Origin of the sequence: Kocuria nitroreducens, from assembly GCF_042879195.1 — a bacterium.
Classification (GTDB): domain Bacteria; phylum Actinomycetota; class Actinomycetes; order Actinomycetales; family Micrococcaceae; genus Kocuria; species Kocuria nitroreducens.
In genome coordinates this window covers 82,070-99,043 of record NZ_JBHZTC010000006.1, presented here as the reverse complement: position 1 = coordinate 99,043, position 16,974 = coordinate 82,070, and the positions used below count along the sequence as shown (strand labels likewise).

General features: G+C 73.3%; 17 protein-coding genes. 1 reads left to right on the top strand and 16 read right to left on the bottom strand.

Annotated elements, in window-relative coordinates:
- Position 1 precedes the first annotated feature (1 nt).
- Positions 2-637, bottom strand: a complete 636-nt coding sequence (locus ACFYE1_RS05585) for a hypothetical protein (protein ID WP_387740837.1) — start codon at positions 635-637, stop codon at positions 2-4.
- A 132-nt stretch (positions 638-769) separates the two neighbouring features.
- Between ACFYE1_RS05585 and ACFYE1_RS05580 the strand changes: the two genes are divergently transcribed.
- On the top strand, positions 770-1,747 hold the full coding sequence (locus tag ACFYE1_RS05580) for an A/G-specific adenine glycosylase (protein ID WP_387740835.1): 978 nt from the start codon (positions 770-772) through the stop codon (positions 1,745-1,747).
- Here ACFYE1_RS05580 and ACFYE1_RS05575 read toward each other — a convergent pair.
- The 15 genes from ACFYE1_RS05575 to ftsH form a co-directional block, all read right to left on the bottom strand.
- A complete protein-coding gene (locus ACFYE1_RS05575; protein WP_387740833.1) occupies positions 1,731-2,258 on the bottom strand; it encodes an amino-acid N-acetyltransferase in 528 nt (175 codons plus the stop codon). The two genes, ACFYE1_RS05580 and ACFYE1_RS05575, sit on opposite strands and share 17 nt — an antisense overlap.
- Positions 2,259-2,390: 132 nt before the next feature.
- Positions 2,391-4,955, bottom strand: coding sequence for an ATP-dependent Clp protease ATP-binding subunit (locus ACFYE1_RS05570; RefSeq protein WP_387740832.1), 2,565 nt, complete (start codon positions 4,953-4,955; stop codon positions 2,391-2,393).
- Between the two features lie 301 nt (positions 4,956-5,256).
- Complete coding sequence (locus ACFYE1_RS05565; RefSeq protein WP_387740830.1) at positions 5,257-5,586, bottom strand: histone-like nucleoid-structuring protein Lsr2; 330 nt, start codon at positions 5,584-5,586, stop codon at positions 5,257-5,259.
- 261 nt (positions 5,587-5,847) lie between these two features.
- Positions 5,848-6,063: a hypothetical protein gene (locus ACFYE1_RS05560; RefSeq protein ID WP_387740828.1), complete on the bottom strand. Its 216-nt coding sequence runs from the start codon at positions 6,061-6,063 to the stop codon at positions 5,848-5,850.
- 74 nt (positions 6,064-6,137) lie between these two features.
- Positions 6,138-7,661 carry a lysine--tRNA ligase gene (gene lysS, locus ACFYE1_RS05555; protein ID WP_387740826.1) on the bottom strand — a complete coding sequence of 508 codons (1,524 nt, stop codon included), beginning with the start codon at positions 7,659-7,661 and terminating at the stop codon, positions 6,138-6,140.
- Positions 7,662-7,704: 43 nt separating this feature from the next.
- Positions 7,705-8,580, bottom strand: a complete 876-nt coding sequence (gene panC / locus ACFYE1_RS05550) for a pantoate--beta-alanine ligase (RefSeq protein WP_387740824.1) — start codon at positions 8,578-8,580, stop codon at positions 7,705-7,707.
- Positions 8,577-9,515 (bottom strand): Rossmann-like and DUF2520 domain-containing protein, encoded by a 939-nt coding sequence (locus tag ACFYE1_RS05545; protein WP_387740822.1) that lies wholly within the window; start codon positions 9,513-9,515, stop codon positions 8,577-8,579. The genes panC and ACFYE1_RS05545 overlap by 4 nt, the downstream gene beginning before the upstream one ends.
- A complete protein-coding gene (locus tag ACFYE1_RS05540) occupies positions 9,512-11,032 on the bottom strand; it encodes a PH domain-containing protein (protein WP_387740820.1) in 1,521 nt (506 codons plus the stop codon). The genes ACFYE1_RS05545 and ACFYE1_RS05540 overlap by 4 nt, the downstream gene beginning before the upstream one ends.
- Complete coding sequence (locus ACFYE1_RS05535; RefSeq protein WP_387740978.1) at positions 11,029-11,544, bottom strand: PH domain-containing protein; 516 nt, start codon at positions 11,542-11,544, stop codon at positions 11,029-11,031. The genes ACFYE1_RS05540 and ACFYE1_RS05535 overlap by 4 nt, the downstream gene beginning before the upstream one ends.
- Positions 11,545-11,554: 10 nt before the next feature.
- Positions 11,555-12,121, bottom strand: coding sequence for a DUF3180 domain-containing protein (locus ACFYE1_RS05530; protein WP_387740818.1), 567 nt, complete (start codon positions 12,119-12,121; stop codon positions 11,555-11,557).
- Between the two features lie 12 nt (positions 12,122-12,133).
- Positions 12,134-12,664 carry a 2-amino-4-hydroxy-6-hydroxymethyldihydropteridine diphosphokinase gene (gene folK / locus ACFYE1_RS05525; RefSeq protein WP_387740816.1) on the bottom strand — a complete coding sequence of 177 codons (531 nt, stop codon included), beginning with the start codon at positions 12,662-12,664 and terminating at the stop codon, positions 12,134-12,136.
- 1 nt (position 12,665) lies between these two features.
- Positions 12,666-13,127: a dihydroneopterin aldolase gene (folB, locus tag ACFYE1_RS05520; protein WP_387740814.1), complete on the bottom strand. Its 462-nt coding sequence runs from the start codon at positions 13,125-13,127 to the stop codon at positions 12,666-12,668.
- The gene (gene folP / locus ACFYE1_RS05515) at positions 13,124-14,071 is read right to left on the bottom strand and encodes a dihydropteroate synthase (RefSeq protein WP_387740812.1); all 948 of its coding nucleotides are present in this window, start codon (positions 14,069-14,071) and stop codon (positions 13,124-13,126) included. The genes folB and folP overlap by 4 nt, the downstream gene beginning before the upstream one ends.
- A 4-nt stretch (positions 14,072-14,075) precedes the next feature.
- Entirely contained in the window at positions 14,076-14,831 is a 756-nt protein-coding gene (gene folE / locus ACFYE1_RS05510) for a GTP cyclohydrolase I FolE (RefSeq protein ID WP_387740810.1), read from the bottom strand.
- A gap of 12 nt (positions 14,832-14,843) precedes the next feature.
- Positions 14,844-16,952 carry an ATP-dependent zinc metalloprotease FtsH gene (gene ftsH, locus ACFYE1_RS05505; RefSeq protein WP_387740808.1) on the bottom strand — a complete coding sequence of 703 codons (2,109 nt, stop codon included), beginning with the start codon at positions 16,950-16,952 and terminating at the stop codon, positions 14,844-14,846.
- Positions 16,953-16,974 lie beyond the last annotated feature (22 nt).

Genomic DNA, 16,974 nt, shown 5'->3' with positions numbered 1-16,974 from the left:
CTCACTCCAGCACGAACGGCACGGGTTCCGCGGTGCGCTCCCCGAGGGAGGTCACCAGGCGGTAGTAGCCGGCCTGGGCCTCGCCCCCCGCCTCCGCGCAGCCCTCGGCGGTGCGCAGGCGGTTCCACACCAGCCGGGCGCTCTCCTCCTGTCCGGGCTCGAGCGTCACCTCCACGTCCTCGGAACCGGCCTGGCAGTGCCTGCTGTCGAAGACCGTGTCCGCCCCCGAGGTCACCTCGTAGACCATCCGGGACGTGCCCGCGTTGACGCGGCAGGGGTGCTCCCCGGTGTTCTCCAGGGTCAGGACGAGGACCGGCTCCGCGTCCCCGGGGTAGCTCTCCCGGTCCGTGGACGCCCGCACGGCGAGGTCGGGGCCGCACTTCTCGACCGGTCCCTCCGTGGCGGCCTCGGTCGCCGGCCCGGACGCCGACGCGCTCTCGTCCGGCCGCGGCGTGAAGTCCGCGAAGGGCTCCACCGAGGCAGCGGCGGCCGACGCCGTGGCCGCGTCCGGGGTCGGGACGCCGTCCGTCTCCGCGGGCCCCAGCATGCCCGCGACGGCCGAGACCAGCCCCACGGCCACGAGGACGAGCAGCACGCCCGCCGCGAGGGCCGCCACGAGCCGGCGGCGCCGGTACACCTCGGGACTCTCGCGCCGGGATCCGGGGTCGCGGGGAGCTCGTCCGTCGTCGTCGTGACCGTTTCCCGACCGTCCGTGGGGGGTGCTCCCGGAACCCTTCTGCGCCATGCTCCCAGGCTACAGTGGAGTCCGATGAGCTCCCTGCACACTGCCCCGACCGCCGCCGCGGACCCCGGTCTGCCGGGCCTGCACCGGGCCGTGACCGACTGGTTTGACGACGCCGCCCGGGACCTGCCGTGGCGGGACCCGTCCTGCTCCCCGTGGGGGGTCATGGTCAGCGAGTTCATGCTCCAGCAGACGCCCGTGGTGCGCGTGCTGCCGGTGTGGCGGGCGTGGATGCAGCGCTGGCCGCGGCCCGCGGACCTCGCGGCCGAGAGCACCGGGGAGGCCGTGCGCGCGTGGGGCCGGCTCGGCTATCCGCGCCGGGCGCTGAGGCTGCACGCGGCCGCCGTCGAGATCACCGAGCACCACGGGGGCCGGGTGCCGGCCGCGCACGAGCTGCTGCTGGCCCTGCCCGGCGTGGGCGCCTACACGGCCGCCGCGATCGCGGTCTTCGCCTTCGGGGACCGGCAGACCGTGGTGGACACGAACATCCGCCGCGTGCACGCCCGGGTCGTCTCCGGACGGGCCCTGCCGGCACGGTCCCTGACGGCCGCGGAACTGCGGCTCGCGGAGGAGCTGATGCCCGCCGACGACGCGCTGGCCGTGCGCTGGAACCAGGCGGTGATGGAGCTCGGCGCCCTCGTCTGCACAGCCCGCTCCCCCCGGTGCGAGCAGTGCCCGGTGCGGGACGCGTGCGCGTGGGTCGCCGCGGGTCGGCCCGAGCCCGTCGAGGCGCCCCGGGGCCAGCGCTGGCACGGCACGGACCGCCAGGTCCGCGGGGCCATCATGGCGGTGCTGCGGTCCGGGTCCGCGCCGGTGCCCGCGCGCCACCTCACGGGGCCCGTGGACGTCACCACGGGGGCGGGCCTGCCGCCGGAGTCCCTGCGGGCCCTGGACGCGCTGCACGGGCTGGCCGCCCCGGAGGAGCAGCGCGTGCGCGCCCTGGACGGACTGGTGCGGGACGGACTGGCCGTCGCAGGACCGGCCGGGGTCAGTCTTCCGGGCTGAGCTCGAGCAGCATCCGGGTGTTGCCGAGAGTGTTGGGCTTCACCCGGGCCAGGTCGAGGTACTCCGCCACGCCCTCGTCGTGCGAGCGCAGCAGCTCGGCGAACACGTCGGGGTGCACCTGGTTCTGGTTGGGCATGACCTCGAAGCCGTGCCGGCTGAAGAAGTCGACCTCGAAGGTCAGGCAGAACACGCGCGAGACGCCCACGGCACGGGCCCGCTCGATCAGCCCGGCCAGCAGCGTGCGCCCCACCCCGCGGCCTCGCCACTCGTCGGAGGCGGCCAGGGTGCGGACCTCGCCCAGGTCCTCCCACATCACGTGCAGGGCGCCGCAGCCGATGAGGCCGGCCTGCTCGTCGCCGACCGCCTCCACCACCAGGAACTCCTGGATGCCCTCGTAGTAGGCGACCGTGTCCTTGTTGATCAGCACCCCGGCGCGCGCCAGCGGGGCCACGAGGTCCTTGATGGCGGGGACGTCGGAGGTGCGGGCGGGTCGCAGGCGAAGGTCGGTCACGCCCCCAAGTGTACGCTTGCGAACTCTGCCGCCCGCGTGGAACTGCCCTCCACGACCGTCCCCACTTGGGCGGACGCCGAGGGGCCCGCAGCGCGGGTGCGCGGCGGGCCCCTCGGCGGGCACCGGCCGGACTCAGCCCTCGGAGCGGTGCTCACCGTCGCCGCGGGAGACGTCGACGTCCTCCAGGCCGCCCATCGGGTCCACCATCCCGTCGCCCGTGAGGTCGGACATCGGGGTGGACGAGAAGACCAGCTTCTCGGCGTCGCCCTCCCCGTCGGTGGCCACGAAAATCTTCTCCCCGGCGCTGATCTCCCCGAACAGGATCTTCTCGGAGAGCTGGTCCTCGATCTCCCGCTGCATGGTGCGACGCAGCGGGCGGGCCCCCATGGACGGGTCGTAGCCCTTGCGGCTGACCCACCGCTTCGCGGAGTCGGAGAGCTCGATCGACATCCCCTGGTCGCGCAGCCGCTCCTGCAGCCGGGCCACGAACAGGTCCACGATCTGCACGATCTCGGTCTCGGTGAGCTGCGGGAAGACGATGATCTCGTCCACGCGGTTGAGGAACTCGGGCCGGAAGTGCTCCTTGAGCTCGTCCTGGACCTTCGCCTGCATGCGCTCGTAGTTGGACGCCGGGTCCACGCCGGTCTGGAACCCGACGGGGACGGCACGGGAGATGTCCTTGGTGCCCAGGTTCGTGGTCATGATGATCACGGTGTTCTTGAAGTCCACCACGCGGCCCTGCGAGTCGGTCAGGCGACCGTCCTCGAGGATCTGCAGCAGCGAGTTGAACAGGTCCTGGTGCGCCTTCTCGACCTCGTCGAAGAGCACCACCGAGAACGGCTTGCGGCGCACCTTCTCGGTGAGCTGGCCGCCCTCCTCGTAGCCCACGTAGCCCGGAGGGGCGCCGAAGAGCCGGGAGACGGTGTGCTTCTCCTGGTACTCGGACATGTCCAGGGTGATGAGGGCGTCCTCGTCCCCGAACAGGAACTCCGCCAGCGCCTTCGCGAGCTCGGTCTTGCCCACGCCGGTGGGTCCGGCGAAGATGAACGACCCGCCCGGCCGCTTGGGGTCCTTCAGGCCCGCGCGGGTGCGGCGCATCGACCGGGAGAGCGCCTTGATGGCGTCGTCCTGGCCGATGATGCGCTTGTGCAGCTCGTCCTCCATGTGCAGGAGACGGCCCGTCTCCTCCTCGGTGAGCTTGTAGACGGGCACGCCCGTGGAGGCGGAGAGGACGTCGGAGATGACCTCGGGGGTCACCTCGGCGAGCTCGTCGCCGCCCTCGCGCCAGGCACGGTCCTTGTCGTCCCGCTCGGCGATGAGCTTCTGCTCCGTGTCGCGCAGCGAGGCGGCCTTCTCGTAGTCCTGGCCGTCGATCGCGGCTTCCTTGAGCCGCTTGACCTCGACGATGCGGTCGTCGAGCTCCTTGATCTCCGGCGGAGCGGTCATCCGCTTGATGCGCAGGCGCGCGCCGGCCTCGTCGATCAGGTCGATCGCCTTGTCCGGCAGGAACCGGTCGGAGATGTACCGGGCGCCGAGGTGGACCGCCGCCTCGAGGGCGTCGTCGGAGATCGAGACCCGGTGGTGCGCCTCGTACTTGTCGCGCAGGCCCTTGAGGATCTCCACGGCGTGCGCCTCGGAGGGCTCGTCCACCTGGATCGGCTGGAAGCGGCGCTCGAGGGCCGCGTCCTTCTCGATGTGCTTGCGGTACTCGTCGAGGGTCGTGGCGCCGATCGTCTGCAGCTCGCCCCGGGCGAGCATGGGCTTCAGGATCGAGGCGGCGTCGATCGCGCCCTCGGCCGCACCAGCGCCCACGAGGGTGTGGATCTCGTCGATGAACAGGATGATGTCCCCGCGGGTGCGGATCTCCTTGAGCACCTTCTTGAGCCGCTCCTCGAAGTCGCCGCGGTAGCGGGAGCCCGCCACGAGGGACCCGAGGTCCAGGGTGTAGAGGTGCTTGTCCTTGAGCGTCTCCGGGACGTCGCCCCGCACGATGGCCTGGGCGAGGCCCTCGACCACCGCGGTCTTGCCCACGCCGGGCTCGCCGATCAGCACGGGGTTGTTCTTGGTGCGCCGGGAGAGGATCTGCATGACCCGCTCCATCTCGCGGAACCGCCCGATGACCGGGTCCAGCTTGCCCTCGCGGGCGGCCGCGGTGAGGTTGCGGCCGAACTGGTCCAGCACGGCCGAGCCCGCCGGCGTGCCCTCGGACTGCCCGGCCGAGCGCACGCCGGCGCCCTCCTTCTCGGGGGTGCCCCCGCCCTGGTAGCCCGAGATCAGCTCCAGCACGGTGGAGCGCACCTTCTGGGGCTCCGCGCCGAGCTTGGTCAGCACCTGTGCGGCCACACCCTCGCCCGCGCGGATGATGCCCAGCAGGATGTGCTCGGTGCCGATGTAGTTGTGGCCGAGCTGCAGGGCCTCGCGCAGCGAGAGCTCGAGGACCTTCTTGGCCCGCGGCGTGAAGGGGATGTGCCCGGACGGGGCCTGCTGGCCCGGTCCGATGATGTCCTGGACCTGCTCACGGGCGCCGGTGAGGGTGATGCCCATCGAGTCGAGCGCCTTCGCGGCCACTCCCTCGCCCTCGTGGATCAGGCCGAGCAGCAGGTGCTCGGTGCCGATGTAGTTGTGGTTGAGCATCCTGGCCTCTTCCTGGGCCAGCACCACGACCCGGCGGGCGCGGTCGGTGAAGCGTTCGAACATGGATACTCCTCAGTCGATGTCTGCACCCGATGCTACGCACCTGCGGGGGCGATCGGGCGGCTGTTCGCCACCGGCGAGAAGACGGGGAGGCCGGGACGCGGACGGCCCCCGGAACGGTCCGGGACAATTGCCGCCGTTCGCGTCCGCACCGGCAAAGGCGCAGGTCATCAAAAGAATGTCGGAGGAATTCGGCCACGGGGCCGTCCGCGGTCAATAGGGACCCTCCCGGTGGGCGGAAAAGGAAAGGAGGGACCGGCGCACCGGTCCCTCCTCTATTGTGCGGAGCGCTGAGCGCGCGCTCCTATTTGTGGGCGTCGTAGTACGCCTTCTGCACGTCCTGGTGAATACGGCCGCGGTCGGAGACCGGGTGGCCGTTCTCCCGGGCCCACTGCCGGATGGCGGCGGTGTCCGGGTTGGACTTCCCGGTGGGACGGGCCTGCTTGGGCGTCTGCTTGCTCTGGGCGCGCCGCGCCTTGGCGATGAACGGCCGGACGGCCTCGCGCAGCTTCGCGGCGTTGCCCTCGGAGAGGTCGATCTCGTACTGGGCGCCGTCGAGGCCGAAGCGCACGGTCTCCTCCGCGGGCCCGCCGTCGAGGTCGTCCTCGAGAATGATCTGCACGGTCTGTGCCATAACTGGAACTCTCCTCCGCCTTTCGGCGCTCGTCTTTCCCGGGCCGCGCCGAGAGCGGCGCGGCCCGGGGTGCTGCTGATTCCCCCGTGTCATACCGGATGATCCGGATCATGAATTCCGGCGAACTCCGGGAACCCGGGCTCCCGGCGTCGTCGAGTTTATCCTACAATTCCCTAAGCGGAATTCAACAGCACGAAAAGGCGGACAAACCGGACGCCAATTCGAATTCATCGGAAAGGCCGGGCAGCAGAAGGCGGGAACTCAGCGCTCCGTCCCGCGGCCGCGGCGCGGCGGCCGGCCGAACGGCAGGTCCTCGCCGTCGCGCCGCTTGAGCTCCTCGTACCAGCGCTCGGCGTCCTCCTGCGAACGGGACTCGACGGCGCGCTCCGTGCGGTCGCCGCGGAAGATCCAGCGGAGGACGAACCAGAAGATGATGCCGATGCTGATCGAGGGCAGCAGGACAGCGATGTATTCCATGGGTGCGATTCTCCCGGGCAGATCTGGGCGGAGGCTGAGGACGGCAGGCGCCGCGGCACGGCCGCGGCCCGGCCTCAGTCCTGCTCCGGCTTCATGAGGGGAAACAGGATGGTCTCCCGGATCCCCAGGTCGGTGAAGAGCATGATGAGCCGGTCCAGGCCCAGGCCCAGGCCGCCCATGGGCGGGGCGCCGTGCTCGAGGGCGCGCAGGAAGTCCTCGTCCAGCCGCATGGCCTCGTCGTCGCCGGCCGCGGCCCGGTGGGACTGCTCGGTGAGCCGCTCGCGCTGGACCACAGGGTCGATCAGCTCGGAGAACGCCGTGCCGCGCTCCATCCCGCCGATGATCAGGTCCCATGCCTCGATCAGGCCGTGCTCGGAGCGGTGCTGGCGGGCGAGCGGCTGCGCCGAGGGCGGGTAGTCGCACACGAAGGTCGGCTGGACCAGGGTGGGCTCCACGATCTCGCCGAACAGCTCGAGCACGTACTTCTCCGCGTCCCACAGCGGGCCGACGGGGACCTCGTGCTCCTCGGCGATCCGGTGCAGGGTCTCCACAGGCGTGCCCGGCGTGATCCGCTGCCCCACGGCCTCGGACAGGGCGGGGTAGACGGACAGCCAGCGCCACTCCCCGCGCAGGTCGATCGTGCCCTTCTCCGTCTCGATGGTGTCGACGCCCAGGGCGTCGGCGCACGCGAGGATGATCTCCTTGATCCGCTCGGCCATCGTGAACTGGTCGGCGTACGCCTCGTAGGCCTCCAGGGTGGTGAACTCGGGGCTGTGCGAGGAGTCGACGCCCTCGTTGCGGAAGACCCGGCCGATCTCGAAGACCCGGTCGATCCCGCCGACCACCGCGCGCTTGAGGTAGAGCTCCGTGGCGATGCGCAGGGTCATGTCCTGGTCGAACGCGTTGAGGTGGGTCTCGAACGGCCGGGCCGTGGCGCCGCCGTGCACGAGCTGCAGGATCGGCGTCTCGATCTCCACGTAGCCGCGGGCGACCAGGACGTTGCGCACCGTCTGGATGATCCGTGCCCGCTTCACGACGACGTCGCGGGCCTCGGGCCGGACGATGAGGTCGAGGTAGCGCCGGCGCACCCGGGTCTCCTCGTTGAGCTCGTTGTGCAGCGTGGGCAGGGGCCGGATCGCCTTCGACGCCATGGACCAGGCGTCGGCCATCACCGAGAGCTCGCCGCGGCGGGAGGCGATCACCTCGCCGTGCACGGCCACGAAGTCGCCGAGGTCCACGAGGGACTTCCACTCCCCCAGGGACTCCTCCCCCACCTCGGCGCGGGAGAGCATGACCTGCAGGCGGGTGCCGTCCCCCTCCTGGAGGGTGGCGAAGCACAGCTTGCCGGTGTTGCGCACGAAGACCACGCGCCCCGCCACACCGACGAACTGCCCGGTCTCCTCTCCGGGCTCGAGGTGGCCGTGGGCCTCCCGGACCTCGGCGAGGGTGTGCGTGCGCTCCACGCCCACGGGATAGGCCTCCCGGCCGGACTCGAGGAGCCGGGCGCGCTTGGCGAGCCGGAACTGCATCTGGTCCGAGAGCTCGGCCTGCTCGGCCTCGTGCTGGGCGGTCGGGGAGGTGTTCTGCGCGTTGGTCACAGTTGTCCAGGATAACGGTGAGGGTCAAATCCCGGCCGGGCGCTCAGAGCACGAGGTTGTCGATCAGCCGGGTGGCGCCCACGTGGGCGGCCACGAGGGCCAGGGCACCGGGCGCCGGCTCGACGGGCGCCAGGGTGCGGGGGTCGACGACGACGAGGTAGTCGAGCCGGACCCCGTCCTCGGCGTCGATCCGCCGCCGGGCGGCCCCGAGCTCCAGCTGCCCGGCGGCGAGCGCCCGCAGGGTGCGCGGGAGCACGAGCGCGGACCGCCGCTGCGCGGCGTCGAGGTAGCGGTTCCGGGAGGACAGGGCCAGCCCGTCGACGTCGCGCACGATGGGCACGGGCCGGACGGTGACCGGCAGGTCGAAGTCGGCGACCATCCGGCGCACGAGGAGCAGCTGCTGGGCGTCCTTCTCCCCGAAGTACGCCCGGAACACGGCCGGCATGGGCGGGGCGGTGATGTTGAGGAGCTTGTTGACGACCGTCAGGACCCCGTCGAAGTGGCCGGGGCGGCTCGCGCCGTCGAGCACGGCGCCGAGCCGGCCGGAGGTGACGCGCACGAGGGGCTCCCCGTCGGGATACATCTCCGCCGACGACGGGGCGAACACGAGGTCGGTCCCGAACCGGGCGAGCAGCTCGACGTCGGCCTCGAGGTCGCGCGGATAACGCTCGAGGTCCTCGTCGGGGCCGAACTGCAGGGGGTTGACGAAGACCGAGACCGCAACCACGGTGTTCTCCTGCCGGGCGAGGCGCACCAGGTGGCCGTGGCCCTCGTGCAGGGCGCCCATGGTGGGCACGAGGCCCAGCGACGCCTGCCCCGGGGACGCCCGTTCCCGCGCCGCGCCGAGCCGGTCGGCGAGGGCGGCCCGGAACTCCCCGATGTCCCGGCAGACGCGGGGGACGGTGGAGGGGGCGCTCACAGGGTGTCCTCGCCGTCGGTCCCGGCCGTTCCGTGGGTGAGCTCGAGGGCGGCGAGCACGGCGTCGTAGCGCGGGCGGTCGAGCAGGCCGCGGTCCAGGGCCCGGCGGGCGGTGACGCGGGCGAGGTCCAGATAGGCCAGGAGGACGTCGTCACCGCCGTGGCCGTGGGCGTACTCGTCCAGGGCGTCCCGGTGGGCGGCCACGGTCCCCGCGTCGCCGCGCGCCACGGGCCCGGTGAGCGCCGACTCCCCCGCGGCCAGGGCGTTGTCGAGGGTTGCGCGCAGCAGAGGTCCGATCATCCGGTCGGGGCGCTCCACCCCGATGTCGCGGAGCACCTGCATGGACTGCCCGGCGACGGTCATCAGGTGGTTGGCGCCGTGGGCGAGGGCCGCGTGGTAGAGCGGGCGGTCCGCCTCCGCGACCACCACGGGCTCGGCGCCCATCTCGACCACCAGGGCCTGGGCGATGGGCAGCACCGGGGCCGGGGCCGTGATCCCGAACGAACAGTCGCTCAACCGGGCGAGGTCGAGGCTCATGCCCGTGAAGGTCATGGCCGGGTGGACCGCGAGCGGGATCGACCCGAGCCGGCGGGCCGGGTCCAAAACGCCGGTGCCCCAGCGGCCCGCGGTGTGCACCACGAGCTGGCCGGCCTGCCACAGCCCGGCGTCGGCGAGGCCCTGCACGAGCCCGGGCAGCTCGTCGTCGGGCACGGCGAGCAGCACGAGCTCGGCGCGCTCGAGCACGGACGGGACCTCGAGGACGGGCACGCCGGGCAGGAGGGCCTCGGCCCGGTCCCGGCTGGCCTCGGAGACGGCATTGACGCCGACGACGGCGTGGCCGGCGGCGCGCAGGGCGGCGCCCAGGACGGCGCCCACCTTCCCGGCGCTGACGACCCCGACACCGAGGCGTCCCGGGCGGTCGGACGGGTGGGTCATGGGCTCTCCTGCCGGGGGGTCCTGGGGTGGCTCGGGCCGTCGGCCAGTCTACGGGCCCCGGCCGCGTGCACCGCCTGGGCCGCGGCGAGCGCCCGGGCGTCCCCGGCGTCGAGGTGCGGGACCGCCACGGTCACGGGGCCCGGAGTGGTGTGCAGGTGGACGCCGGCGAGCCGCAAGGCCCGCTCGAGGGGGCCCTGGCTCACGGCCACGGACTGGGTCTTCTCGTGGGGCAGCACGGCGGTGCGCCGGCTCAGCCGCCCGGACCGGACCGCGAGGACGTCGCCGGTCGCGGCGAAGCCCGTCCGGCGGTGCACGAGGGGGTCGAGCCATCGGGCCCGGCGCGGGGAGGTGGTGAACCGGCCCTGCGCGCCCAGGCCGTGCAGGCCCTCCCGCAGCAACGCCGCGAGGTCCCCGTCGCGGGCGCCGGGCAGCGCGAGGTGCAGGACCCGGTGCACCTGGGGCAGGGTGCCGACGGGCAGCAGGGTGGAGCGCATGGCGTCGCTCTCCCCCGCCGCGGGACCGTATCCGGCCACGTTGACCCGCACCCGGTACCAGCCGAAGGGCCGCCAGAGCAGCGGCTGGTCCACGCCCACCGCCTGGATCCGACCCGCCGGGACGGTCTGGGAGCGGACGCTGAACAGGCCGTAGCGCACGCGCATGCCCTCGGGGACGCGCAGCAGCCGGAAGTGGTAGCCCTGCTCGACCCTGCGGTAGGAGACGGCCCCGAAGCTGATCAGCCCGGGCAGCCAGGCCGCGAGCATCGCCGGCCCGGTCCGGGGGTCCACCAGCAGGGCGACCGGCGCGGCGGCCAGCAGCACGGCGAGGGCGACGGCGGAGCCCGAGGCGAGCACGGAGCCGATCAGCCGCGGCACCGGCACCCCGAGCACCGGCCGCTCCTGGTCCCCGGTCACCGCCCAGGGCGCCGGCCGCCGCACGGGCGCGCCCTCCGCCCCGCCGGACGCCGGGGCGGAGGGGCCCGCGGCGGCCAGGCCGAGCCGGCCCAGCAGCTCCCCGCGCAGCACGCGGGCCTGGGGGTGGGTGAGGTAGGACAGGGACACCGCGGACTGCCCGGCGTCGGCCACCTCGAACTTCAGTTCGGCCAGCCCCAGCAGCCGGGGCAGGAAGGGGCGGTGGATGTCGATGGCCTGCACCCGGTCCAGCCGGGCCTGGCGCTCCTGCCGGAAGAGCACCCCGGAGCGGATCCGCACGTGCTCCGGGGTCACCTGGTAGCGGGTGAACCACCACGAGACCAGCACGGCCGCGGCGAACACGAGGAGCACGACCGCCACGAGCCCGGCCAGCACCCACCAGAAGGCGGCGCCCATCCGGGCGGGGTCGAAGTCCTGGGGCGGCACGGCCTCCCCGCGGCCGAGATAGGCGTTGAGAAAGTCGTCGAGGAGGATGTTGACGATGGCGCCGGCGATCACGAGCATCGCGAGCCACCCCTTGACCACCGGGGTCAGCGGGTGGACACGGTGCCACTGCGGAGCCGCCGCGGGGGCGGGCCCAGCGCTCACAGGCCCGCCAGGAGGGCCTCGCCGCGCGCGGTGAGCCGCTCGCGCAGCCGGGACGCCTCGGCGTGCGCCACCCCGGGGATCTCGGCGTGGCTGCCCACGGCGGCGGTGTGCAGCTTCACGGTGGCCAGGCCGAAGCTGCGCTGCAGCGGGGAGACCGACACGTCCACGTACTGCATCCGCCCGTAGGGGATGACGGTGACCCGCTGGTAGAGCAGGCCGCGCCGCACCAGCAGGTCCTCGCCGCGCTCGGCGTAGCCGATCGCCCGGACCCGCCGCGGGGCGAGGAGCACGGACAGCAGGCCGGCCGCCAGGACGGCCGCGGGCGGCAGCAGCAGCAGCAGGCCGAGGGGGGCGCCGGGCCAGACGCCCGTGGCCGCGAGCACCGCCGGCCAGCCCAGGGCCGCGAACCAGAACAGGGTGCTGAGGAGGGTGGAGAGCACCACCACGGTGAGGTGCCGGGGGGAGACCCGGGTCCAGGCCAGACCCTCGGGGTCGATCGCGGGGTTGCTCAGGGGCACCCGGTCACCGGGCGTCCCGGCCACGGGGCCGCCGACGGGTTCGTGGGCGGATCTCTCGGGCATAACCACCTTCCTCGGGGAGCTCCTGGTGCCGTCCCCTACGGTACTCGGCGCCCTCCTCCGCGTCGGGATCGTCCGGCGGCAGTTTGCAGAAGCCCTCCACGATCCAGCCCACCACGACGAGCACGAGCCCGGCCCCGGCGTGCACCAGGCTCGCCCACAGCGGGCCCTGGTCGGAGCGCACGGACACGAGGGAGAGCTGCTCGACGGCGACGGCGGCGTGCCAGCCGGTCAGCATCGCCCCCGCCCAGGCCACAGCCTGGGCGCCGGCCGCGGTGCGGGCCGCGACGAGCGGGTCGAAGCGCTCCGGGTGCGCCCCGTCCTGGTGGCGCTTGACCCGCAGGCCCAGCACCAGCAGGGCGGCGGCCACGGCGGCGAGGGCGGCGAGCGAGGCCCACGGCAGGATCAGCAGCGGCCCGCCCGCCCCCGTGGACAGCCGGTTGGCGGTCCAGCCGACGGCGCCGGCGGCGGCGGCGCACATCAGCAGCGCCGGGACGGTGAGCACGTGCACGGCGGCTCCCCCTCAGTCCCCGTCCCCGCCGGGGGCGGGGTCCTCGGTCAGCAGCGGGGTCGTGTCCGGCCCCAGGCCGCCGAGGTCCGCCGCGCGGCGGGCCAGCTCGGCGACGCTGCGCCCCTCGAGCGTCGCGCCCGGATCCATCAGGGCCCAGGGCACGAGCACGAACGCACGGGTGCCGGCGCGCAGGTGGGGCACGGTGAGGTCCGGCTCGTCCAGGCGCAGGGCCCCGTAGACGATGATGTCGACGTCGAGGGTGCGCGGGCCCCAGCGCTGGGTCCGGGTCCGGTGGTGGCGCTCCTCGACCTCCTGGCACGCGCGGAGCAGCCCGAAGGGGCTCAGGTCGGTCTCCACCTCGACGACGGCGTTGAGGTAGTCCCCCTGACCGGCCGGTCCGCCGACCGGCTTGGAGCGCACGATGGGCGACGCCCGGGTCAGCGTGATCCGCGGGTGGGCGGCCAGGTCGCGGGCGGCGCGGCGCAGGGTGGCCTCCCGGTCGCCGAGGTTGGCGCCGAGGGCGAGGACGGCCCGGGTGCCCATGTCAGCGCTCCCGGTAGATCGTGACGGACACGTCCGAGAACGTCACCTCGATGGGCGCCTTGGGCTTGTGCACGGTGACCTCCACCGCCTCGAGGGGGAAGCGCTCGAGCAGCCGCCGGGCGACCTGGTCGGCGAGGGTCTCGAGGAGGTTGACGCTGGGGCCGATGACGATGTCCCGCACCTCCTCGGCGACCTCGCCGTAGTGGGCGGTCAGGGCGACGTCGTCGGTGGCCCCCGCCGCGGCCAGGTCCAGGTACATGACCAGGTCCACGAAGAAGGGCTGCCCGCTGCGCTTCTCCTGGTCGAAGACTCCGTGGTATCCCACCGCGCCGATGCCCAGCAGGTTGATCCGGTCCCGGCGGTCGGAGGGCTGCGCGGTGGGCACCGGGACGTGGTGGCGGCCGGCCCGGTCCCCGGCGCGCATGCGGGCGGCGTCCGCGTCCTCGCGCGGCACCCGGTTCACCGGGCCGCTCCGGGGGACGCCGCCGGCAGCACGCCGGCCTCCGCGCCGGGACGCAGCAGGGCCGGCTCCACGCCGCGCCAGGCGTGCGCGGCGGCCACGGCGTCGACGCTCGGGCGCACGGCGTGGACGCGCACGCACCACGCGCCCGCGTGGGCGGACAGCGCGCTGACCGCGGCCGTCGCCGCGTCCCGCCCGGCCGCCGGGCGCGGGACGCCGTCCTGCTCGAGCAGGGCGCCGAGGAAGCGCTTGCGGGACGCCGCCACGAGCACCTTGTGGCCGGTGGCCGTGAAGCGCGGCAGCGCCCGGAGCAGCTCCCAGTTCTGCGCCCCGCGCTTGTCGAAGCCCAGCCCGGGGTCCAGGACCAGCTTCTCGGGGGCCAGGCCGGCGGTCAGGCAGCGCTCCCTCAGCGCATCGAGCTCGCCGAGCACCTCCCCGGCGACGTCGTCGTAGACGGCCTGGGAGTCCTGCACGTCGGGCAGGCCCCGGGCGTGCATGAGGACGTAGGGCGCCTGCCGCTCGGCGACCAGGTCGATCATCTCCTGGGTCGCGCCCAGCCCCGAGACGTCGTTGACGATGTGCGCCCCGGCGTCCAGGACGGCCTCGGCGGTCGCGGCGTGGAGCGTGTCGACGCTGAGCACCGCCCCCGTGGCGGCGAGCGCCTCGACCACGGGCAGGATCCGGCGCCGCTCCTCGGCGGGGGCGATCCGCTCGGAGCCGGGCCGGGTGGACTCGCCCCCGACGTCCACGATGTCGGCGCCCTCGGCCAGCATGCGCAGCCCGTGCGCGATCGCGGCCTCGTGCCCGGCGTGCTCGCCGCCGTCGCTGAAGGAGTCGGGGGTGACGTTGAGGATGCCCATGACCAGCGTGCGCCCGGTGGGCAGGTCCTCGAAGGAGCCCCATCCGGAGGGCTGGTGCGCGGGGTCGGTGCGGCGGGGAGCAGTCACGTGCTCAGCGCCCCAGGATGAGGCTCATCGCCTCGGCGCGGGTGGCGGGCTCGCGCAGCTGACCGCGCACGGCCGAGGTCACGGTCTTCGCCCCGGGCTTGCGCACCCCCCGCATGGACATGCACAGGTGCTCGCACTCGACCACCACGATCACTCCGGCCGGGGCGAGGTGCTCCACGATCGCCTCCACCACCTGGGTGGTCAGCCGCTCCTGGACCTGCGGGCGGCGGGCGAAGAGGTCCACGAGGCGGGCGAGCTTGCTCAGCCCGGTGACCATCCCGTCGTGGCCGGGGATGTAGCCCACGTGGGCGTGGCCGTGGAACGGCACGAGGTGGTGCTCGCAGGTCGAGTAGAAGGGGATGTCCTTGACGAGGACCATCTCGGAGTGCCCGATGTCGAAGGTCGTCCCGAGCACCTCAGCGGGGTCCTGGTGCAGACCCGCGAACATCTCCGCGTACGCCCGGGCGACCCGCCCCGGCGTGCCCTGCAGGCCGTCCCGGTCGGGGTCCTCGCCGATGGCCAGCAGCATCTCCCGCACGGCCGCCGCGACCCGTGGCTGGTCCACCGCTCCGGCGCCGGCCTCCAGCGCGGGGGCGGGGTCGGGGTACGGCGGGGCGAACGCCTCCGCGCTCGGGTCGTGCGCGTTCGTGTGCGTGGTGCGGGCCTCGTGGGGCAACGCGCCCTCCTTCGGGATCTGCCGGCTCGGCCGGGTCTGCCGGTCGGAACGGGACTCGGCGGACGCGACCGGCTGTCGCTCCATCCTAGGCCCGGCTCAGTCCGAGCCGGGTCCCGGGGTGGTCCCGGCGGTGCTCGAGGAGCCCGCCGCCTCCGCCGGCGGCACCGAGTGCCCGCGCTCCGGGACCTCGAGGGGGTGCTCCGGCTTCGCGGCGGCCGCCTGGTCCTGCGGGGCCAGTGTCGCGGGGTCCTGGGCGTGGACCCGCCGCGCCTCCTCGCGCTCGGCCTGCGTGACCACGGGCGGGTCCTCGGAGAGCGGCCGGGTGTCCTTGGACAGCCACACGGGCCGCAGGTCCCGCTGGCGGATGTCGTGGAAGATGTCCGCGATCTGCGCCTCGTTGAGCGTCTCCTTCTCGAGCAGCTCGAGGGCGAGCCGGTCGAGGACGGGTCGGTTGTCCATGAGGATCGCGTGCGCCTCGTCGTGGGCCTGCTCGAGCAGGGCCCGCACCTCCTCGTCCACGATCGCGGCGGTGCGCTCGGAGTACTCCCGGCCCGAGCCGGCGGCGTCCCGGCCGAGGAACGGCTCGGAGCTGTCCCCGCCCAGCTTGATCGAGCCCACGCGGGCGCTCATGCCGTACTGGGTGACCATCTTTCGAGCCGTGTCGGTGGCCTTCTGGATGTCGTTGGACGCGCCGGTGGACGGGTCGCGGAACACGATCTCCTCCGCCGCGCGCCCGCCCATGGCGTAGGCCATCTGGTCGAGCAGCTCGTTGCGGGTGGTGGAGTACTTGTCGTCCATGGGCATGACCATGGTGTAGCCCAGGGCCCGGCCGCGGGGCAGGATGGTGATCTTCGTGACCGGGTCCGTGTTGCGCAGGGCGGCGGCCACGAGCGCGTGCCCGCCCTCGTGGTACGCGGTGACCTTGCGCTCGAGTTCCTTCATGATCCGGCTGCGCTTCTGCGGGCCGGCGATGACCCGGTCGATCGCCTCGTCCACGGCGCGGTCGTCGATGAGCTGGGCGTGGGAGCGGGCGGTCAGCAGCGCCGCCTCGTTCATCACGTTGGCGAGCTCCGCGCCCGTGAAGCCGGGGGTGCGCTTGGCCACGGCGGCGAGGTCCACGTTGTCCGCGAGCGGCTTGCCCTGGGAGTGCACCCGGAGGATCTGCAGGCGGCCCTTCATGTCGGGGGCCTCCACGCCGATCTGCCGGTCGAAGCGGCCCGGGCGCAGCAGCGCCGGGTCCAGGACGTCCGGGCGGTTGGTGGCGGCGATCAGGATGACGTTGGTGGTGGCGTCGAAGCCGTCCATCTCGACCAGCAGCTGGTTGAGGGTCTGCTCGCGCTCGTCGTTGCCGCCGCCCATGCCGGCGCCGCGCTGGCGGCCCACGGCGTCGATCTCGTCCACGAAGATGATCGCGGGGGCGTTGTCCTTCGCCTGCTGGAACAGGTCGCGCACACGGGAGGCGCCCACGCCCACGAACATCTCCACGAAGTCGGAGCCGGAGATCGAGAAGAAGGGCACGCCGGCCTCGCCGGCCACCGCCCGCGCGAGCAGGGTCTTGCCGGTGCCGGGCGGGCCGTAGAGCAGCACTCCCTTGGGCACCTTCGCGCCGAGGGCGGTGAAGCGCTCGCGCTCCACCAGGAACTGCTTGATCTCGTCGAGCTCCTGCACGGCCTCGTCCGCGCCGGCGACGTCGGCGAAGGTCACCGTGGGGTTGTCCTTGTCGAACATCTTGGCCCGCGAGCGGCCGAAGCGCATGACCTGGGACCCGCCGCCCTGCATGCGGGAGAACACGAACCAGAAGATGGCCAGGATGATCAGGAACGGCAGCATGAACCCGAGCAGGTTCGTGAACCAGTTCGACTCGACGGGCTGGTCCGTGAACCCCTCGAGGTCCGCCGCGTTCATCGCGTCGACGACCTCTTCCCCGCGCGGCGTGACGTAGTAGAACTCCACGCTGCGCCCGAGGTCCCGGCCGTCGAGGGAGAGGTCCTCCTCCAGCTGGAGCTCGACCTTCTGCTGGCCGTCGTAGATCTTGGCCTCGGAGACCTGGCCGTCCCGGAGCAGCTGCAGCCCGACGTTGGTGTCCACGCGCCCGGAGGAGCCCGTGGTGAGCGTGCCCACCAGCGGGAAGAGGATCAGAGCGGCCAGCAGGACCCAGAACCAGGGTCCTCTGAAGAAGTTGTTGGGTTTTTTCGCCGTGGCCAAGCCGCTGATCCTCCCGTGGATG